10 protein-coding genes and 1 riboswitch are annotated in these 16069 nt (G+C 62.3%); of the genes, 4 read left to right on the top strand and 6 right to left on the bottom strand.

Features of this window, described 5'->3' with window-relative positions; all coding sequences use genetic code 11:
• Positions 1 to 2436, top strand: a 2436-nt coding sequence (locus HF949_RS15040) for a DUF7507 domain-containing protein (protein ID WP_292896595.1), incomplete at its 5' end; no start/stop codon positions are given.
• A gap of 72 nt (positions 2437 to 2508) precedes the next feature.
• Here the strand turns inward: HF949_RS15040 and HF949_RS15035 are convergent.
• Both HF949_RS15035 and HF949_RS15030 read right to left on the bottom strand, forming a co-directional pair.
• Entirely contained in the window at positions 2509 to 6180 is a 3672-nt protein-coding gene (locus tag HF949_RS15035; RefSeq protein ID WP_441338377.1) for a DUF7929 domain-containing protein, read from the bottom strand.
• A gap of 10 nt (positions 6181 to 6190) precedes the next feature.
• Entirely contained in the window at positions 6191 to 8182 is a 1992-nt protein-coding gene (locus HF949_RS15030; protein WP_441338376.1) for a hypothetical protein, read from the bottom strand.
• Positions 8183 to 8606: 424 nt separating this feature from the next.
• Here HF949_RS15030 and HF949_RS15025 point away from each other — a divergent pair, with 424 nt between their 5' ends.
• Genes HF949_RS15025 through HF949_RS15015 form a run of 3 tightly spaced genes read left to right on the top strand, consistent with a single transcriptional unit; the run spans position 8607 to position 11225 of the window.
• Positions 8607 to 9176 (top strand): sigma-70 family RNA polymerase sigma factor, encoded by a 570-nt coding sequence (locus HF949_RS15025; protein WP_292896591.1) that lies wholly within the window; start codon positions 8607 to 8609, stop codon positions 9174 to 9176.
• Positions 9173 to 9829: a hypothetical protein gene (locus HF949_RS15020; protein WP_292896589.1), complete on the top strand. Its 657-nt coding sequence runs from the start codon at positions 9173 to 9175 to the stop codon at positions 9827 to 9829. The genes HF949_RS15025 and HF949_RS15020 overlap by 4 nt, the downstream gene beginning before the upstream one ends.
• A complete protein-coding gene (locus tag HF949_RS15015) occupies positions 9822 to 11225 on the top strand; it encodes a S8 family serine peptidase (protein WP_292896587.1) in 1404 nt (467 codons plus the stop codon). Before HF949_RS15020 ends, HF949_RS15015 begins: the two co-directional genes overlap by 8 nt.
• On the opposite strand, the gene HF949_RS15010 is transcribed toward HF949_RS15015, so the two are convergent.
• The 4 genes from HF949_RS15010 to HF949_RS14995 are packed head-to-tail and all read right to left on the bottom strand — an operon-like array spanning position 11222 to position 15706.
• Positions 11222 to 12007, bottom strand: coding sequence for an ABC transporter ATP-binding protein (locus HF949_RS15010; RefSeq protein ID WP_292896585.1), 786 nt, complete (start codon positions 12005 to 12007; stop codon positions 11222 to 11224). The two genes, HF949_RS15015 and HF949_RS15010, sit on opposite strands and share 4 nt — an antisense overlap.
• Complete coding sequence (locus HF949_RS15005; protein ID WP_292896583.1) at positions 12007 to 12987, bottom strand: FecCD family ABC transporter permease; 981 nt, start codon at positions 12985 to 12987, stop codon at positions 12007 to 12009. The genes HF949_RS15010 and HF949_RS15005 overlap by 1 nt, the downstream gene beginning before the upstream one ends.
• The gene (locus tag HF949_RS15000) at positions 12984 to 13853 is read right to left on the bottom strand and encodes an ABC transporter substrate-binding protein (protein ID WP_292896581.1); all 870 of its coding nucleotides are present in this window, start codon (positions 13851 to 13853) and stop codon (positions 12984 to 12986) included. Before HF949_RS15000 ends, HF949_RS15005 begins: the two co-directional genes overlap by 4 nt.
• Positions 13853 to 15706 (bottom strand): TonB-dependent receptor plug domain-containing protein, encoded by a 1854-nt coding sequence (locus tag HF949_RS14995; protein WP_292896579.1) that lies wholly within the window; start codon positions 15704 to 15706, stop codon positions 13853 to 13855. Before HF949_RS14995 ends, HF949_RS15000 begins: the two co-directional genes overlap by 1 nt.
• 128 nt (positions 15707 to 15834) lie before the next feature.
• Positions 15835 to 16044: riboswitch (cobalamin riboswitch) on the bottom strand.
• Between the last annotated feature and the right edge of the window lie 25 nt (positions 16045 to 16069).

Below are 16069 nucleotides of genomic sequence, written 5' to 3'. Positions count from 1 at the left end.
ACGACACAGGACCTGATCCTGACCGATACGCTGGGAGCGGGGCTCGACTTTGGCAGTGTGACGGCTCTGGGAGCATTTTCAGCTGACGTGGGAAGTGCGCCTGAGCTCTCTTTCACGCTTGCTTCCGGTACCGCAGCGGGGACCTACAGTGTGTCCTATACGGCGACGGTGTCGGACGGTGCTTCGGGAGCGCTGTCCAACGCGGTGGTCGCAGATGTGGGCGAATGCAGGTCCTGCGCAACGGCAAATCCGCTGGTCCGGCTCGGCACGGCAAAGACGTCGGATGTGGGCGACGGTGCATCCGTCGAGATTGGAGACACGCTGACCTATACGTTGACGACGGTGGTCGTAGACGGAACGACAACGCAGGATCTCGAATTAACCGATACGCTCGGATCCGGGCTCACCTTCGGCAGTGTTGTGAGCGCCGGTTCGTTCGAAGCGGACACGGGTGGTGAACCGGAACTTTCTTTCAAGCTTCCGGCGGGAACACCGGCCGGGACCCATAGCATCAGCTACACGGCAATTGTAGCCGAGGACGCACCGGTAACCCTGTCCAACAGTGTGGTTGCAAGCAGTGGAGAGTGTGCCTCCTGCAGCACCGCAAACCACATTCCTCCGGATGTAAGCGTTTCCAAATCGCTTGTATCGGAGGGAGGCGGGGTTCCCGGACTGGCCGAACTTGGCGAGACCCTGACATTCGAGATCGTGCTCACCAACGCCGGCAGCGCCGCCACTGACTTTTCCGTTCTCGATGTTCTGGATCCGCATCTGCGGTTTGTGGCTGCAAGTCATGGTGGCCGCTACAGCAGCGGCACTGTCGAGTGGACAGGTTTGACCGTTCCGCAGCGCGAGGGGGGCACCAGCGGGCAACTCGTTCTCAGGGTTGAAGCATCCGTGGTCGAACGGCTCGTACAACCGGCTGATACAGTCGTCAACTTCGCCAAAATTCCCACTGAGGCAGACCCGGATTGTCCCTCGGAACAGTGCGTTGTCCTGCCTCTCCAGTTTCCGGGTCTGAGCCTGGCCAAAACCGGAGGATTTTCGGACATGGATGGCGACGGCCTGGCTTCGCCCGGTGATGTTATCCAATACGCGTTTGAGGTCACCAATACCGGTAAGCTTCCTGTGAGCGACATTCGGATCGAGGACAATGGTCCGGAATTCAACGGGCATCCCGCGAATGGCCGCTTGTCTGACATACAACCGGAAACGCAATCTCTGGCGGTGGGCGAGATCGGGCATTTTTCCGCTAACTATCTGCTTACACAGGCTGACATCGAGAATGGTGCCGGAACCGCCGAAGCGGTCACGAATACAGCAACCGCACATGGCTCAGTGCTGGATGGCGGCGGTGAGGCATTTTCCCTGGCTTCGAACGAAAGCGCGCTTCCTCTGACTTTACCGGCCGGGGCGGGCAACCTCACGATCAGCAAGACCGCAGACAGGACCAGTATCCGCCGGGGAGAGCAGGCACCATTTACGATCGTGGTGACCAACAATAGCGACGGACCCGTTCGAGGGTTGAAAGTTGAAGATCAGCTTCCGCCCGGGTTTCGTTATATTGAGGGCTCTGCACAGGTGGATAGGGCACCTGCGGACCCAGTCGTGAACGGTCGCTTGCTTCGCTTCGATGACATTTCTCTGGAGGCGCAGAGTTCGATCGAAATTCGCCTGAGCATGAATGCGCCGGCCTCTATCGGTCCAGGTGTCTATGTCAACACTGCGGTTCTGACCGATCCGCTCGGTCGCCCGATAACCTCCGAAGCCAAAGCCAGTGTCCGGATAGAAGAGGAGCCGGTTTTCGATTGTGGTGACGTGATCGGGAAAGTTTTCGACGATAGAAACAGCAACGGGTATCCGGACGAGGGGGAACCGGGATTGCCGGGGGTGCGATTGGCCGCTGTGAAGGGGCGGCTGATAACAACCGACGCGGCGGGCCGCTTTCATATACCGTGCGCGGCGCTGCCGGATCACCGCCTGGGGACCAACTTCGTCGTCAAGCTCGACGCCCGAACCCTGCCTTCAGGCTATCGCCTGACGACGGAAAATGTGCGCGTGGTTCGACTGACCGCCGGCAAGATGACCAAAATCAATTTTGGTGCATCGATCCAGCGTATGGTGCGGCTTGATCTTCGCAGTGACGCATTCGTACGAGGAAGAAGTGCGCTGAGACAGAACTGGCTCTCCGCTGTCGATCAGCTGATCGAGATTCTCGACCGGGAACCCTCCGTGCTGCGGGTGAGCTATCTGGATGAAGAAGGCAGCCGAACGCTTGCGAGACATCGCCTTGCGTGGGTTGAAAAGCGGATTGCAAACCATTGGCGCCGATGGGGTGGTCGGTACCGTTTGGAAATTGAAACCCGGGTGATCACCGGGAAAGTCCGTCCACCGGGATATTCGAGTTTTGATCTGGACCAGGCCGTGGGGGAGTAATGTCTTGCGCGGTGGGTGGAGGATAAGCGCCCCGCCGGAGAACCCGGCGGGGCATTTTTAAGGTGTTTCCCGTTATTGGAGCTGATTGCCCTTGTCGCGCGGCCGCAGGAGTTGCGGGTTGATGCGCAGGGGGCGATCAAGCTGCTGCCGGGGCACTCGGTTGACCGGCGGCGTCACGCGGATTTGCCGGCAGTTGGGGAACTTGCCCGTGGTGCCGGGCGGGCAGCGGCGCTGCACGACCGGGCGACAGTTCGGGAAGGTTCCCGTGGTGCCCTGCGGGCAGCGGCGCTGCACAACCGGGCGGCAGTTGGGGAACGTGCCAGTCGTTCCACGCGGGCAGCGCGGCTGCACTATGGGTGCGCAATTCGGGAAGCGCCCCGTGGTTCCCGGCGGGCATTGGCGTTGCACCTCTGGCTTGCGGCAGGCTCCGGCCACCAGACGTGTTCCGCGCGGACAGACGCAGCGTCCGTCCTGGGTGCGGATCATGCCCGGAAGCAGGCGGCACTGCTGGCGGATCGGCCGGCAGTTGGGTGGCGTGCCCGTCGTGCCGCGCGGGCATTCGCGCTGGACCTGCGGCTTGACGCAGCGGCCGTTGGTCAGGCGCGTTCCGCGAGGGCAGACACAGCGACCGTCGCGCGTGCGAATCTGGCCCGGCAGGAGCCGGCATTGCGGCCGGGGATCTGCCTGCGGCTTCGGATCGGGCTCGCGCGGCGGTGTTGGCCGCGGCGTGGGCAGCGGAACCGGAGCGGTCTGCGTGCCGACGCACTGGCCGTTGCGGAAGGTGGTGCCTTCCGGACAGACACAGCGCCCGTCATTGTTGAGAACGAGACCCGGCGAACATTGCTGGTCCTCATCCTCATCCGCCAGAACCGTGAAGTCGTGGCAGTCATAGGCACGGCCATCTCCAGCACCATCCGGCGCACCTGAGAGGGACGGCGCGGTGCGCACATCCGCTCCACGGTCGATCACCGCTGCACAGTTGCGTCCCGATGCACCATTGCCCACCGCGTTGGCGAGCCCGCCATCTTCCGGCAGCTCGACAACCACCTCATGCGTGCGGCTTTCGCCACTGGCAAGGGTGAGGTCGGCTTCGCAGGCGAAGGGAAGCTCGGTCGGCTCCGGCGAACAGCCGAAAGGCGGGTTCACGGAGATGATCCGGGCCGGTACGCCGCCAAACCCTTCAACCCGAAGCGCATCGCCGATGCGAACCGGACCGGAGATCGATGACGGACCTTCGTTGCGGATGGTGATCTGGAACGTGCAGGGCTCGCCAAGCAGGCACTCTGCATCGCCGGTTTTCTCGACCGAGATCTGGGTACCGCCTTCAGCACAGGCCTCGCCGATGGGATAGACGATGTCGTCTCCCGGAGCCGGGCCGAAGGAACCGCGTGCGCAGTTCTCGAACCGCTCATTGGGTGAGACATTGACCGTCACATCGAAGTGCCGCGCGGTTCCAGGTGTCATGACGGCGCCAGGAATCTCGCAGGTAAGATTGGCCGCAGGCACCGCGCCGCACGACCATTCCGGACCGTCAGGCGTGACCGTCTGGATGTCGACCGGTGCACCGCTGCCGATGATCTCGGCCGCGTCGTTGACGCGAACCGGGCCGACCGGTGCGGCGGTTCCGGCATTGCTGACAGTGATCCGGCAGGACACACCTTCGGCGAGCGACACGGTGGGCTCACAGGTCTTCTGGATGCGCATTTGCGGCTGGCCGCCCGGGATGCCCGGTATGGTCGCCGTTGCACAGGCCTCGTTGTTGGCGAGATCGGTTTCGCCTTCAAGCGCGGTCACCTCCACACAGTTCTCGACCTCGTTTGTCGGATAGTCGCCGACGATTGTGGTCACGAGAATGTCCGTCGATGCGCCCGGCACGAGGTTCAGGCCCGGGTGATCGCATTGGAACGTGTTGCCGGAGAGCGGTGCGCACGACCAGGGCGGTGACGGACTGAACGATGCCGAGGCGACATCACCCGCCGGGAACGTGTCCACGAAGCTGACGGGACCGTTGATCGGTGTGGCGCCTGCATTGAGGATGGTCACGACGTAGGTGCAGAGACCATCTGGCGTACAGACCGAAGGATCGGCCCGCTTGCGAACGGCGATATCCGGAATGTCGTTCTCTGGCGGCGTGCACGCCGGATCGCCCGGCAGGCAGATCGCGATTGTGGCGCAGGCCTTGTCGTTGGTCGGATCGCCGAACGGATCCTTGCCGCTGGCCGTGTAGTCATATTCGGCGCAGTTGCGGATCGCGCTCCAGCTCCATGCCGGTCCGGGCTGGAAGCCGAGTTTCAGCTCCACGAATTCGCCGGGATTGAGCGTCGTTTCGGGGTGTTCACACGACATGGGGCTTGCCATCGGAACGCAGGTCCAAGGGGCGTTGGGTCCCGAGACCACCGCCGCGCTGCCGGGTGTCGTCACCTCATCCAGAACGATCTTGCCGGTGTAAGGTGCGTCACCCGCGTTGGAGACGCGAATGGTGAAATCACACGAACCGTCGATCTCGCATTCGGCCTCATCGGCGCGCTTCTCGACCTTGATATCGGGCTCGCCTTCATCGTCGGGCGGGCATTCGAGGTCTTCGGGAATCTCAATATCGACCACCTGCGAACAGCACAGCCCAACGCCCTCGGCCGGACCCGCATAGGTCTCGATGCCGGTGACGATCAGATGCACCGTATCGCCGGGCAGCGCGCCGGTGATCTCCCATTCGAGCGTGCCACCGCCGGCCGGAACGGGCTGGCTCGGCGGATCGATGGTGATGCCGGGCGTGGTGGAGGTCACCGTGACGACATTGCCTGCCATCTCCGGGCCGACATCCATGCGGTAGATATAGGCACCGCCGCCGGGAAGGCAGTCCACCTCGCCGGTCTCGACCGAGAAACAGGCCTCTTCCGGCCCGTCGCCGGGCGGAGGGGGAGGCGGTGGCGGATCGCAATCCGTGACGTCGATGGTGATTGTCGTTGGATCGCCCGTCTTCCAGTCACCGTCGTCCGGCAGGGCGGGATCGTGCGACGGAATGGTGGCGACAAGCCCGCCGGTTGCCGTGCGGATCACGGCCACATTGGCCTGATTATCGACATTGGTTGCGGCAGGGAACGCCGTCTGGTCGATCTTTGCCTTGATGGTGATGTCGATGGCGCGCTCGGTCAGACTGCCGTCGCCGTCGAGATCGGCGGCGGACAGATGGAAGTCCGACTGGGTGAGCGTGTCATCAAGGGTAGCGCTTGTGCTGACCACATGGGGTGGAACGGCTCCACCGCCGACACCGATGATGTCGCCGCTGAAAGTGGCGTCGACAATCGACAGATTGGCGGGAAGCTGATCGGTAAACTCGAAGGTTACATTGGTGAGAAACGCGTCGAGGCCGGGGTGGGCGATCATATCAGGTGTGCCGCGCACGCCGAGGCGCAGGCGGTATTCCACATAATCGCAATTGAGCTGTGTTCCGCGCTTTTCAAGGAAAGGCGTCAGATCAGGCTCGACCTCGGGCACTTCCGGTTCAAGTTCAATGCGTGGGCCTTCTGCGTCGCCCGGCGTTTCGAGAACCTCAAGCTCCTCGATCGTCCGGTCCTGTGCTCTGGCCTGATTGATGCCGGAAAGCGGTATGAGCGCGGTGGAGAGCGCCATGCCCGCCACCAGCAGCCAGCGCGGCGAGCGCGCTTTTTCTGCAAGGGGTTTCATGATCGTCTCCATGACATTGTTGACCGTGGTCCGGTCGGCGGGAAAAGTGAACATGATCATCTCTCCCTCCTCACGGCGCACAGGATTCAAGCGGCGTTTCAAGCGGCAACGTCACCTTGCAACAGGGGAAGTAGCCACCCGCCTCGGCATCGGACTTACTGTAGAAGCAAAGGCCGAGATCGACGGTTTCACCAGGAATGTGGCCACTGATGCCGAGTGTGAACGGCGTGGCCAGGCTGGGGACCGTCTGCTTGGACGGGGAAACGCCGACGCCTGGCGTCAGCGATTTCGCGGAAAGCGAATCGCCACCAATGCCGGCGCGGTCATGGATGTAGAGATCGGCTTCAAGCCCTGCGGGCGTACAGAAATACGCTGCTGTCTCCAGCTCGATACAGGACGGGAGATCGTTGGGCGGCGGGAAGCCGGGCGGCCAGCCGGGGACGGGAATGTCGCCCGGATAGGGGATAGGCTCGTAGTAGCCGGCGCGGCCCTCACAGGGACGCCAGACCTCCACATCGCCGACGTGTCCTTTGACCTCGGGGTCTTCAAAGAACCCGTCATAATCGGCAAACCACGAGCCGAAGGGTGGCTCGTTCTTTGGCCGCACGAGAGTGCTTCTCGTAAGCTGCACGCCATGAACGGCAAGTGGCCCGCCCTCGATGAGCCGGTCTTCAAGGGCAGGGTTGTCGCGCAGCCTGTCGCCGGTTTTCACCAGCGTGGCGGCGCAGGCATTGCGATTGAAGAAGCCTTCGGCGTCATAGCCATATTGCAGGTCGATGCCGCCGGCTCCCTGTCGGTATGGTTCGGGAAAGCCGACTGCATATTCCTGGGGTGCCGGCACCCAGATGCTTTCGGTTTCGGGATCGTCAGGGCTTTCGCGCCAGTAGCGCAACACCGATGCTTCACCGCTGTCGGCGAAGCTTGAGTAGTCATAGCGGTTTTCGACCTCGCCCCGCTGGGCAAGGTACATGAAGCCGCGCGTGTCGAAGGCGATGTCGGTGACCGGAAGGTCTTCCTCTGCCTCCACCGTCAGCTCCCAGCGCGGGTCGCCGGCGAATGTGCCGTCGCGGGCGATGCCCACGGACCAGATTTCCGCCTCTTCGCCCACGGCGTAGTAGAGGCGTCCACCGTGCATGGCGAGGCCATGAACGCGGCGCTCTTCCTGCGTGTAACCCCAGCTCTTCGGCTCTTCCGCGTCGAAAGCAGCACCCTGAATGTCCATCACGGCGCCATCGTCGCCCACGGGATCGAGCCCGCGTGCCGGCCTGCCGTCGACGCCATGATCGAACGTGTCGATGAGATTGCCGTCGATGTCGATGCGGTGAATGAGACCGCTGTCGAGATCGGAAGCGAAGAACTGGCGGTGTGACCGGTCAAAGGCGATATTTCCGATGCCCGGGCCGCTGTTGGTGTCGATATTGGCAAACAGGGTCACGGCACCGGTGATACCGTCGATTTTCCAGATCGAACCGGGTCCGCCGCCATTCTTCTCGCCGAACTGCCCATCCATGAAGCGTGCGCCGGCTTCGCCGCGGCGCTGCCGTTCGGGCCGCCCGTCCTCGTCCCCGTCTTCCGTGACGATCTGGAGGCCGTGCATGGACGTGGCCGCGGCATAGAGGTTCGGCACGATGGCCGTGGTCTCTTTCCGTCTGCCGTCATCATAGGCAAGTCCGAACACCTGGCCGATTTCGGAGGCCGGCACTTCGAAGGGCGGCGGGGTAAAGACCACCTGCCCGCTGGGCGGGGCGCCGAGCCAGGTCATGTCGAAGATGCGCAGAGAAGCGCGCCCGGTATCGATGAAGGTTTCGTCCACCGGGTCGACACCGGGCAGGAGTCCTTCCTCGAAACCGGGGATGAGCGTGCCGGGGAAACCGGTCACTGCCATGAAACCCGGCTGGATGATCGCGTTTTCCTGCGCGCTTGCAGGTGCACTCGATGAAAAGCCCGCCATGACGGCGAGCGCTATGGCGGCGGTGCTCTCAAGAAAGCGTCTGGCGATTGTGCCAGGACGATCGTGTGCGTTTCCTTCGCACCGTGCCGGGAACTGCCGGTTATGCCCCATAACGTGCCTCCCGAAGCCGTTTCGGGAGGTGGCCGGATGGGCATCATTGTTGAGCCCTGTTCCCCTTGTTCCGGCGTATCCCCCCGAAGCGAGGTTCATTTCAACCCCGTCATGGGAGAGCCTACGCCTCGGCTTACGCAAGGTCAACAAAACCGCCCCGGCCACGCGCCGCGGCGGCTTGAACGACCATTTGCAGTCGATATGCCGTGTCATCAGAACACTCCTTTCCGGGTGCGCACCATGCGTACCCTGCAGGGTTTGTCTGACGAGGCTGTGAAAAGGTTCACATTGATGTGCACCGCAAAGTCGATAGAGGGAGGCAATTCTGTTTCCACCGAACGGCAAATGGACTAGCTTTTCAGAAACTGGGGGAAGCGATGAACCGAAACGCACCGTCGCGCGACACACTGTCGAAGGGCCTGGCATGAGTGTTGCGGATCAGACATCCGATGCTGCACTCGTGGCCAGAACGGCGCGTGGGGACAGGGCGGCGCTCCGGCTCTTGTTCATGCGGCATCACGCACGGGTCTTCCGTTTCGTGATGCGCCAGACGGGATCGGAAACCATGGCGGACGAGATTGCGAATGAAGTGTTTCTGGAAGTGTGGCGTCAGGCGCCGCGCTTCGAAGCGCGCTCTCAGGTCTCCACCTGGTTGCTTGGCATCGCCCGCTTCAAGGCGCTTTCGGCTTTGCGCAAGCGCCGGGAAAGTGCGCTGGATGACGGGCAGGCAGAGGCGATTGAAGACAGCGCCGACACGCCAGAGGTCACCACAATGAAGGATGACAAGGCGGCGGCGCTGCGCTCCTTCGTGAATGCACTGTCGGAAGAACACCGCACCGTGGTCGACTTAGCCTATTACCACGGCAAGTCGGTGACCGAGATCGGCGAAATCCTTTCCGTCCCCGCCGCTACCGTGAAAACCAGGATGTTTTACGCCCGCAAGAAGCTTGGAGAAGCCTTGCAGGCGGCAGGATATGATCGAGGCTGGCCATGAGCGAGAACGCACAATCGAACCGCCGCGACCGGCTGGAGGCGCTGCTGCCGTTCTTCCTGAACGGAACGCTTTCGGGCGCGGAACTGCGCGAGGTCGAGGAGTGGCTTGCCTCCGACCCGCAGGCCATGGCTTCGCTGGCCGAAGCCGAGGGCGAGTATTCGGCCACGCTCGCGGACAATGAGGCGATCCGTCCGCCAGAGGATGCGTTAACCCGCTTTTCCAGGGCGCTGGCCGAGGAGGCGGGCCCCGACAGGAGCGCAAAACCTTCGCTGCGGGAATGGCTGGCCGGTTTTCTGCCTTCACTGCCGGTGCAGGCTGCGTGGGTGGCTGCCGGGCTGGCGCTCGCCATTCTCGTCGGCCAGACGGTCTGGCTCAACCTTTCGCAGACCGAGCAATATTCCGTGGCGGGGGCGGATCGCGGGAACGCACCCTTCGCCTTCGTGACATTCGCGGCGGATGCCTCCATGGCCGATGTCTCGACCTTGCTTGAAGAAAGTGGGGTCGAGATCGCCGCCGGGCCTCTGCCGGGCKGGCTGTACCGTGTTGTCGTCGATGCCGAGACGGTTGAACAGTATAATCAGATCGTTGAGGCACTCGAACAGGCGGAACTCGTTGAATCGGTCGTGACGGGACGCAGGCCGGGCGATGAATAAGTCAATTTTACACTTATTGGCGGGGCTTGTTATCTCGGTTGTCTTCGCGGTTTCAGCTCATGCCCAAACAGGGACACCAGTTGAATCCGCCGACGACGAAGCGCAGACGCGGCTGGAGGCCAGCGGACGCAATGTGGTCTTTCTGCCGCAGATGCTGGCGGAGCTGTTTGGCCCGGGGGCGGGCGCCGATGCGCCCACCCAGCCTGCGACATCCGGTGATGCATCTTCGGCAACGAATGACAGCGCGGCAGGCAATGGCGCCACGCCCGGCAGCCCAGCCACCACGACAGGGAGCGTGGGAGCCAATGTCAGGCCCGTAGCGCCGCAGCGTGCCATCTCCGGAGTTTTCGTGCCGGATGAGGTTCTTGTCACCCTCGACGGTGACGGGGATGTGGCTGCCGCCATTGCGGCGCAATTCGGGCTGGAACTGCGCTCGGCCCGTGGTTCGGCCTTGCTCGGGCGCACCATTGCCCGCCTAGGGATACCCGACGGACGCCCGGTGGCTTTCGTGCTTGCACAGCTTGAAGGCGATGGCCGGCTGGCCGATCGGGTGCCGAACCATGTGTTCCAGCTTCAACAGACCGCGGGCATCGTCAACTACGCCTTTGAACGGATCGCACTCGATGCCGGCGCGGTGAACGGTGAGAATGTGAGCGTGGCCGTGATCGATACGGCTGTGGACGAGACGCACCCGGCCCTTGCCGGCCGTGTTGCAAGCGTATTCGACGCGCTCCCCGACATGGCGGTGAAAGACCGGGAGCATGGCACGTCCATTTCTGGTCTGATTGCCGGCGATGGGCCGTTTCGCGGTATGGCGCCGGGTGTGCGATTGCTCCATGCCCGGGCCTTCGAGGAGGGCGTTTCCAGCACTAGCGTGCTTCTGGCGGCGCTCGACTGGGCGGTGGAAGAGGGCGCCCAGATCGTGAACATGAGCTTTGTTGGGCCAGAAAATCCGCTTTTTTCTTCCGCCTGCCGTAATGCGATGGCGCGCGGTGTGGTGCTTGTCGCTGCTGCGGGCAACAACGGTCCCGGCGCGCCTTTCGGTTATCCGGCAGCCTATGATGGCGTGATCGCCGTAACGGCGACCGATATGCACGACCGGGTGATGGGGAAGGCAAACCGTGGCCGCTACATCGATCTTTCGGCGCCGGGCGTGAACGTGGTGGCCCCCATACCCGGCGGCATGGATGTCGTTACGGGCACCTCCTTTGCCGCTGCCATCGTCTCTGGAGCGATTGCCAATCTGATCCATGCGGGCGAGAATGCATCTCCCAGGGCGCTTGCGGAATTGCTTCGCAGCACCGCGGTGGATCTGGGAGAGCCCGGCCGTGACGAAGACTTCGGCGACGGTCTTCTCAATGCCAGGGCGGCAATGGCCACTCACAATGCCGATTAGCTGGTCGGTGCCGTTTCGGTCAGCCCCACAGGCGCAATGATCAGGCCGTTTCCATCCTGTGCGCGATGGGCCGTCACGCCATAAATCCTCGCGAGGTTTTCATCCGACAACACGGTTTCCGGCGACCCAAGCGCGGCCAGATTTCCCTCATTCAGGAGCATGACCTCATCGCACCAGCGAGCCGCCAGCGTCAGATCGTGGAGTGAAACCAGCACGGTTTTTCCCTCTGCAGCGAGCCCTTTCAGCGATCGCATCAGCATGATCTGGTGCGCGGCATCGAGGCCGGAGGCCGGTTCGTCGGCGATGAGAAGCGGTGTCTCCTGCGCGATGGCGCGCGCCATCAGGACGCGGGCCTGTTCTCCGCCAGAGAGTTCGGTGGCGATCCGCGGCGAGAGTGACGCGATATCGGCCATCTCCATCGCGCGCTCGATTGCCGCTTCATCGCGCGCGCTCGCGCGTTGGCCAAAGGCACGCCACGGCAGACGGCCGAGCGCCACGAGATCGCGCACGGTCAGCCGCCAGCCTATGGTGCGTTGCTGCGGCAGATAGGCGACGAGGCGGGCGCGCGCTGCGGGCCCGATCACCGCCAGGTCGTGTTCCCCGAACCGGATGTCACCCTTGACGGAGAGCTGGCCGTTGAGCGCCCGCATGAGCGTGGATTTGCCCGCGCCATTCGGTCCAAGAACACCGACAAGAACACCGGGTTTGATCTTGAAGCCAATGTCACTGATCACGTGTCTGTTTGCGAGCGTAACAGAAAGATTGTCGGCGTGCAGATCCATCACAGCATCTCCCGGCGGGCGCGGACAACGAGCCACAGGAAAAACGGCGCTCCGATCAGCGCTGTCAGAACGCCGACATTGAGCTCGCCAGCGGGCAACACAATGCGTGCCGCGATGTCGGCGGCGAGGAGAAGTGCTGCGCCACCCAGCCCTGCGGGTAGCAGAAGGCTGCTTGGCATTCGGTTGGTGAGCGGACGAATAAGATGCGGGATCACGAGGCCGATGAAGCCGATGGTGCCGGTGACCGCAGTGGCCGCACCGACGCAGAGCGCCACTCCGGCGACGATCAGAAAGCGTGTGAGGCTCATGGAAATGCCGAGACTGGAAGCCGCTTCCTCGCCTAGCGAAAGTGCATCAATGGCGCGGGCCGAGAGTGCAATCAGAAACCAGCCCGCAGCCATGAGCGGCAGGGCGAGTGCCACATGCTCCATGGATCGGTCCTTCAGTGAGCCCAGCAGCCAGAAGATGATCTCATAGGAGGCAAAGGGATTGGGGGAAAGATTGAGAACCAGCGCGGTAAGCGCTCCCGCAAGACTGGAGAGCGCAACGCCCGCCAGAATGAGTGTAAGCGTTGAACCCTGGCGCGCGGCAATGGCAAGCAGGACGAGTATTGCAAGGAGCGCGCCGATCAGCGCACCGGCGGGCAGCGCATAGAGCGAGCTTCCGGCAAGCCCCGAATAAAACACCAGAACCGCGCCGAGGGCTGCCATGGACGACACGCCGATCACGCCAGGCTCAGCCAGCGGATTGCGCAAAAAACCCTGAAGAACCGCGCCGGAAAGCCCGAGCGACATGCCGATGGCAAGACCAAGAAGGGCGCGCGGCAGGCGTATTTCACGCATGATGATGGCCGCCGCCTCACTGCCGCCGGCAAAAAGCCCGGCAATGCTGTCTTCCACCCGGAGTTCGGCGGGACCGACGAGCAGCGACACGACGAACAGCACGAAAACCAGGAGGATGAGCGACATGCAGAGCTTCATTGCGCAGCGTTCCCGTGGCAGGGAGCAATCTCGGTGCGGAGCGCTGCCAGCGCCCGCACGGCTTCGATCACCGAGGGGATACCGCAGGACAGGGAGGCCTCCGGCACGAATGCGCCGATACGCGTATCGGGGAGCGCGCCAATAGCGGGATGGCGTGTCACAAATTCGCCAAGCGTCGGCGCCTTTTGCGGCGCGCCGATGCTGATGACATCCGGGTGGGCGGCGATCACCTGCTCCAGTGGAAAGGGGGCTACGCCAATGACACCCATGTCGGCGGCAAGATTGGCAAAGCCGGCAGCCTGCATAACGGAATCGGCCAGCGTGCCGCGTCCAGAGGCGATGCCGTTCTGGTCATAGGCAATCATGGTAGGGTCTTTGCCGCATTGGCCGGCGGCGATTGTTTCGAGTTCACGCGTGAAATCGTCTGCGATGGCTTGCGCCCTCTTTTCCTGCCCGATGAGCGCCCCCATCCGCCGCACTTCACCAGGAATGGTCTCAAGGGTCTGCGCGAAGGAAAATTCTTCGACATGAAAGCCCAGCCGTTTCAGCAACGCGGTGGTGTTGTGTAGTGAGTAGGTGCCGGTGACCACCAGGTCGGGATTTTCAAGAAACACCTCTTCGGCAAGCCCGTGATTGGCCGGGTAGCTCCTGGCTTCCTCGTGCAGCATGGAGAGGCCCGGTTCGCGCGCGAGGAAAGAGACGGAAACGAGCTGATCCGGCCCGGCCAGCGTCATGGCAAGCTGGTCAGTGCACAGATTGAGCGACATGACGCGTTTTGGCGCGGCCGAAACCGGCGCGACAAGAAGCGCGCCGGCCAGAAGAGCAAGGCCGGAAAGGCAGGGGAGGCATTTCCGGCGCTTCGGCATCAGGGAGCGAACTTTGCACGGAAGCCGGCGAAAACGCCGAAGCCGGGTGTGTTGTAGCCCTGAACGACTTCGTACTTCTGATCGAGCAGGTTCTCGCCACGCAAATAGAGCTCCGTATTCTCGTTCGGCTTGTAGGCGACCCTGGCGTTCAGAAGAATATAATCATCAAGGTTTGAGCGTGGGCCGTCGACATAACCGTCCACCGTGTCGAGGGCGATTTTCGCTGTCGCGCTGATTTCCCAGCGATCGGCAGGACGCAGTGTCGCGCCAAGAGCGATGTCGTGTTTCGGGATGCGCACTTCCCGCAGTCCATCCGTCTGGGTGGCCTTCGTGTAGGTATAGGCACCGCGCAGGTCGAGCCAGTCGGTTGCCGCATAGGCAAAAGACGCCTCCACGCCGCGTGTCTTGACCTCGCCATTCGTCTGAATGTTCTGATAGGTGACCGGGTGGTAGCCGATGTAATCCTCGACATCGATCATGAAGAAGGTAACATCGGTGACGAGCCTGTTATCCAGAAAGCGCTGTTCAACGCCGATATCGAAGCCGAGGCTCGTTTCAGGCTTCAGTTCGGTATTGCCATAGAACGGAGCGTAGAGTTCGTAGAGACTCGGCGCGCGATAGCCCGTTCCGACCGAGGAGTGGAAACGTGTTCCGGTGCTGGCGAACTCATAGGATCCGGTGGCGCGCCAGGATGTGTGTCCACCGAAGGTGCTGTGTTCGTCATGGCGGACGCCGGCTGTCAAAGCCAGCGCATCAAATGGGCTGTAGATCGCGTCGATCCAGCCGCCGCCCATTGAAACGCTCTTATCGACACTTGCCGTAACGGCCGTTTGACGCTCCCAGTCTGCGCCGAAATTGATCGTCAGCTCGGGAGAAATTTCCAGAGAGCCCAGATAATCCAGCTTGTAGCGCAAACCGTCAAAGGTTGAGGTGGAGCCAGAGCCGCTTGTGCTCTCGCGGGCGGTGTCGGACATCTGTACCGACAACGTGTTGTTCAATTGACCGTCAAACAGGGAGAATTCGGCGCCCACGCGCCCGGCCGCCTGCCGAAATGTCCCGTTCGCCGGGCTGTCGGCGACTGGAAAGCCATCATCCGTCTCAGTCGAGCCGTTTAACAGAAGGCCGCTGGCGAAAACTGCAAGATCGCCGCTGGTTTCGTATCGGCCGCTGAATGTCCCTGTCAGATTGGTGTATCCATCATCTTCCACACCAGATGATGCCATCGAGAAACCATCGGTGGTGAATCCAGACAGGGAAATGCCGAATTCGCCCTGGTCGAAACCGCCCGTCAGTGAGTAGTTTCCAAAGCCTGTTTTTCGGGATCCACCTTCGACATGAACGCTGTGCTCGATACCCTGCGGAATGCCTCCGAGCGTTGTGAGATTGACCACGCCGGCAATCGCATCGGAGCCGTAGAGTGTGCTCTGTGAGCCTTTCAGAACCTCGATCCGCCCAATGTTGTCGGCGAGAAGGTGACCGTAGGCTGCCTGCACGGTAGGGCCAGTAACTTCTGATATGTCGATGCCCTCGAAGAGGGTTTTCACATACTGCCCGCGCAGGCCGCGCATGATCAGCGTGGTCGTGTTTCCGGGCCCGCCATTCGGGGAGAGATTCAGGCCCGGCAGTTGGTTGAGGTAATCCTGCACCAGAGGCAGAGACTGCTCCTCGATCTCCTCGCGCTCGATAACCTGCACCGTGGAGCCCACTTTGGAGGCCTCCGTTGGGGTGCGGCTGGGGGTGATGACCAGTGTGTCGAGCTCGAAGTCTTCAGCCTGCGTGGTGAGCGTGGAGAAGCCCAGTATCAGCGCTGATGCACTGAACAGGAAAGAGGTTCGGTGTCGGTTTGAAAGCATGCATTTCCTCCAGCGAGCAACATTTTCTGATTTGCTGGAGAGCGACAGACGCCAAAGTTCGGTCTCCCCGCCAGCGATGACAATCGCCACCACTGCGAGAACCACAGCCCCGGAAGCGTCCCGCATCCGGTCGGTGACGGCCTGAGGCAGGTTTCCTGGCTCGCGCTTCGTCGGTGGTCTCGCCTTCCCGGGTCTTGCACCCAGTGGCATCAGAGGCACCTCAGCGCTCACAGTTGCGGGAGCAGCCACGGCTGCGGTTCATAAAAATGACCGTTCCGTGTTCCCTTTTCTCCGGCGGGTGAACCCCCTGCCAGAGCACCTCAAGCGAACCGAAACCGCTTAGCAACTGGCAGAGACAGCGTC

The sequence above is a fragment of the Nitratireductor sp. genome (assembly GCF_017794765.1).
Classification (GTDB): domain Bacteria; phylum Pseudomonadota; class Alphaproteobacteria; order Rhizobiales; family Rhizobiaceae; genus Nitratireductor.
Note: the sequence above shows the minus strand (reverse complement) of the source record. Positions and strands in the feature narration are given on the sequence as shown.

Bases quoted from the DNA above. Each gene is read 5' to 3' on its own strand.
- HF949_RS15035 (WP_441338377.1), bottom strand. From the start codon at position 6,180: ATGATCATGTTCACTTTTCCCGCCGACCGGACCACGGTCAACAATGTC.
- HF949_RS15030 (WP_441338376.1), bottom strand. From the start codon at position 8,182: ATGGGGCATAACCGGCAGTTCCCGGCACGGTGCGAAGGAAACGCACAC.
- HF949_RS15025 (WP_292896591.1), top strand. From the start codon at position 8,607: ATGAGTGTTGCGGATCAGACATCCGATGCTGCACTCGTGGCCAGAACG.
- HF949_RS15015 (WP_292896587.1), top strand. From the start codon at position 9,822: ATGAATAAGTCAATTTTACACTTATTGGCGGGGCTTGTTATCTCGGTT.
- HF949_RS15010 (WP_292896585.1), bottom strand. From the start codon at position 12,007: ATGGATCTGCACGCCGACAATCTTTCTGTTACGCTCGCAAACAGACAC.
- HF949_RS15005 (WP_292896583.1), bottom strand. From the start codon at position 12,987: ATGAAGCTCTGCATGTCGCTCATCCTCCTGGTTTTCGTGCTGTTCGTC.
- HF949_RS15000 (WP_292896581.1), bottom strand. From the start codon at position 13,853: ATGCCGAAGCGCCGGAAATGCCTCCCCTGCCTTTCCGGCCTTGCTCTT.
- HF949_RS14995 (WP_292896579.1), bottom strand. From the start codon at position 15,706: ATGCTTTCAAACCGACACCGAACCTCTTTCCTGTTCAGTGCATCAGCG.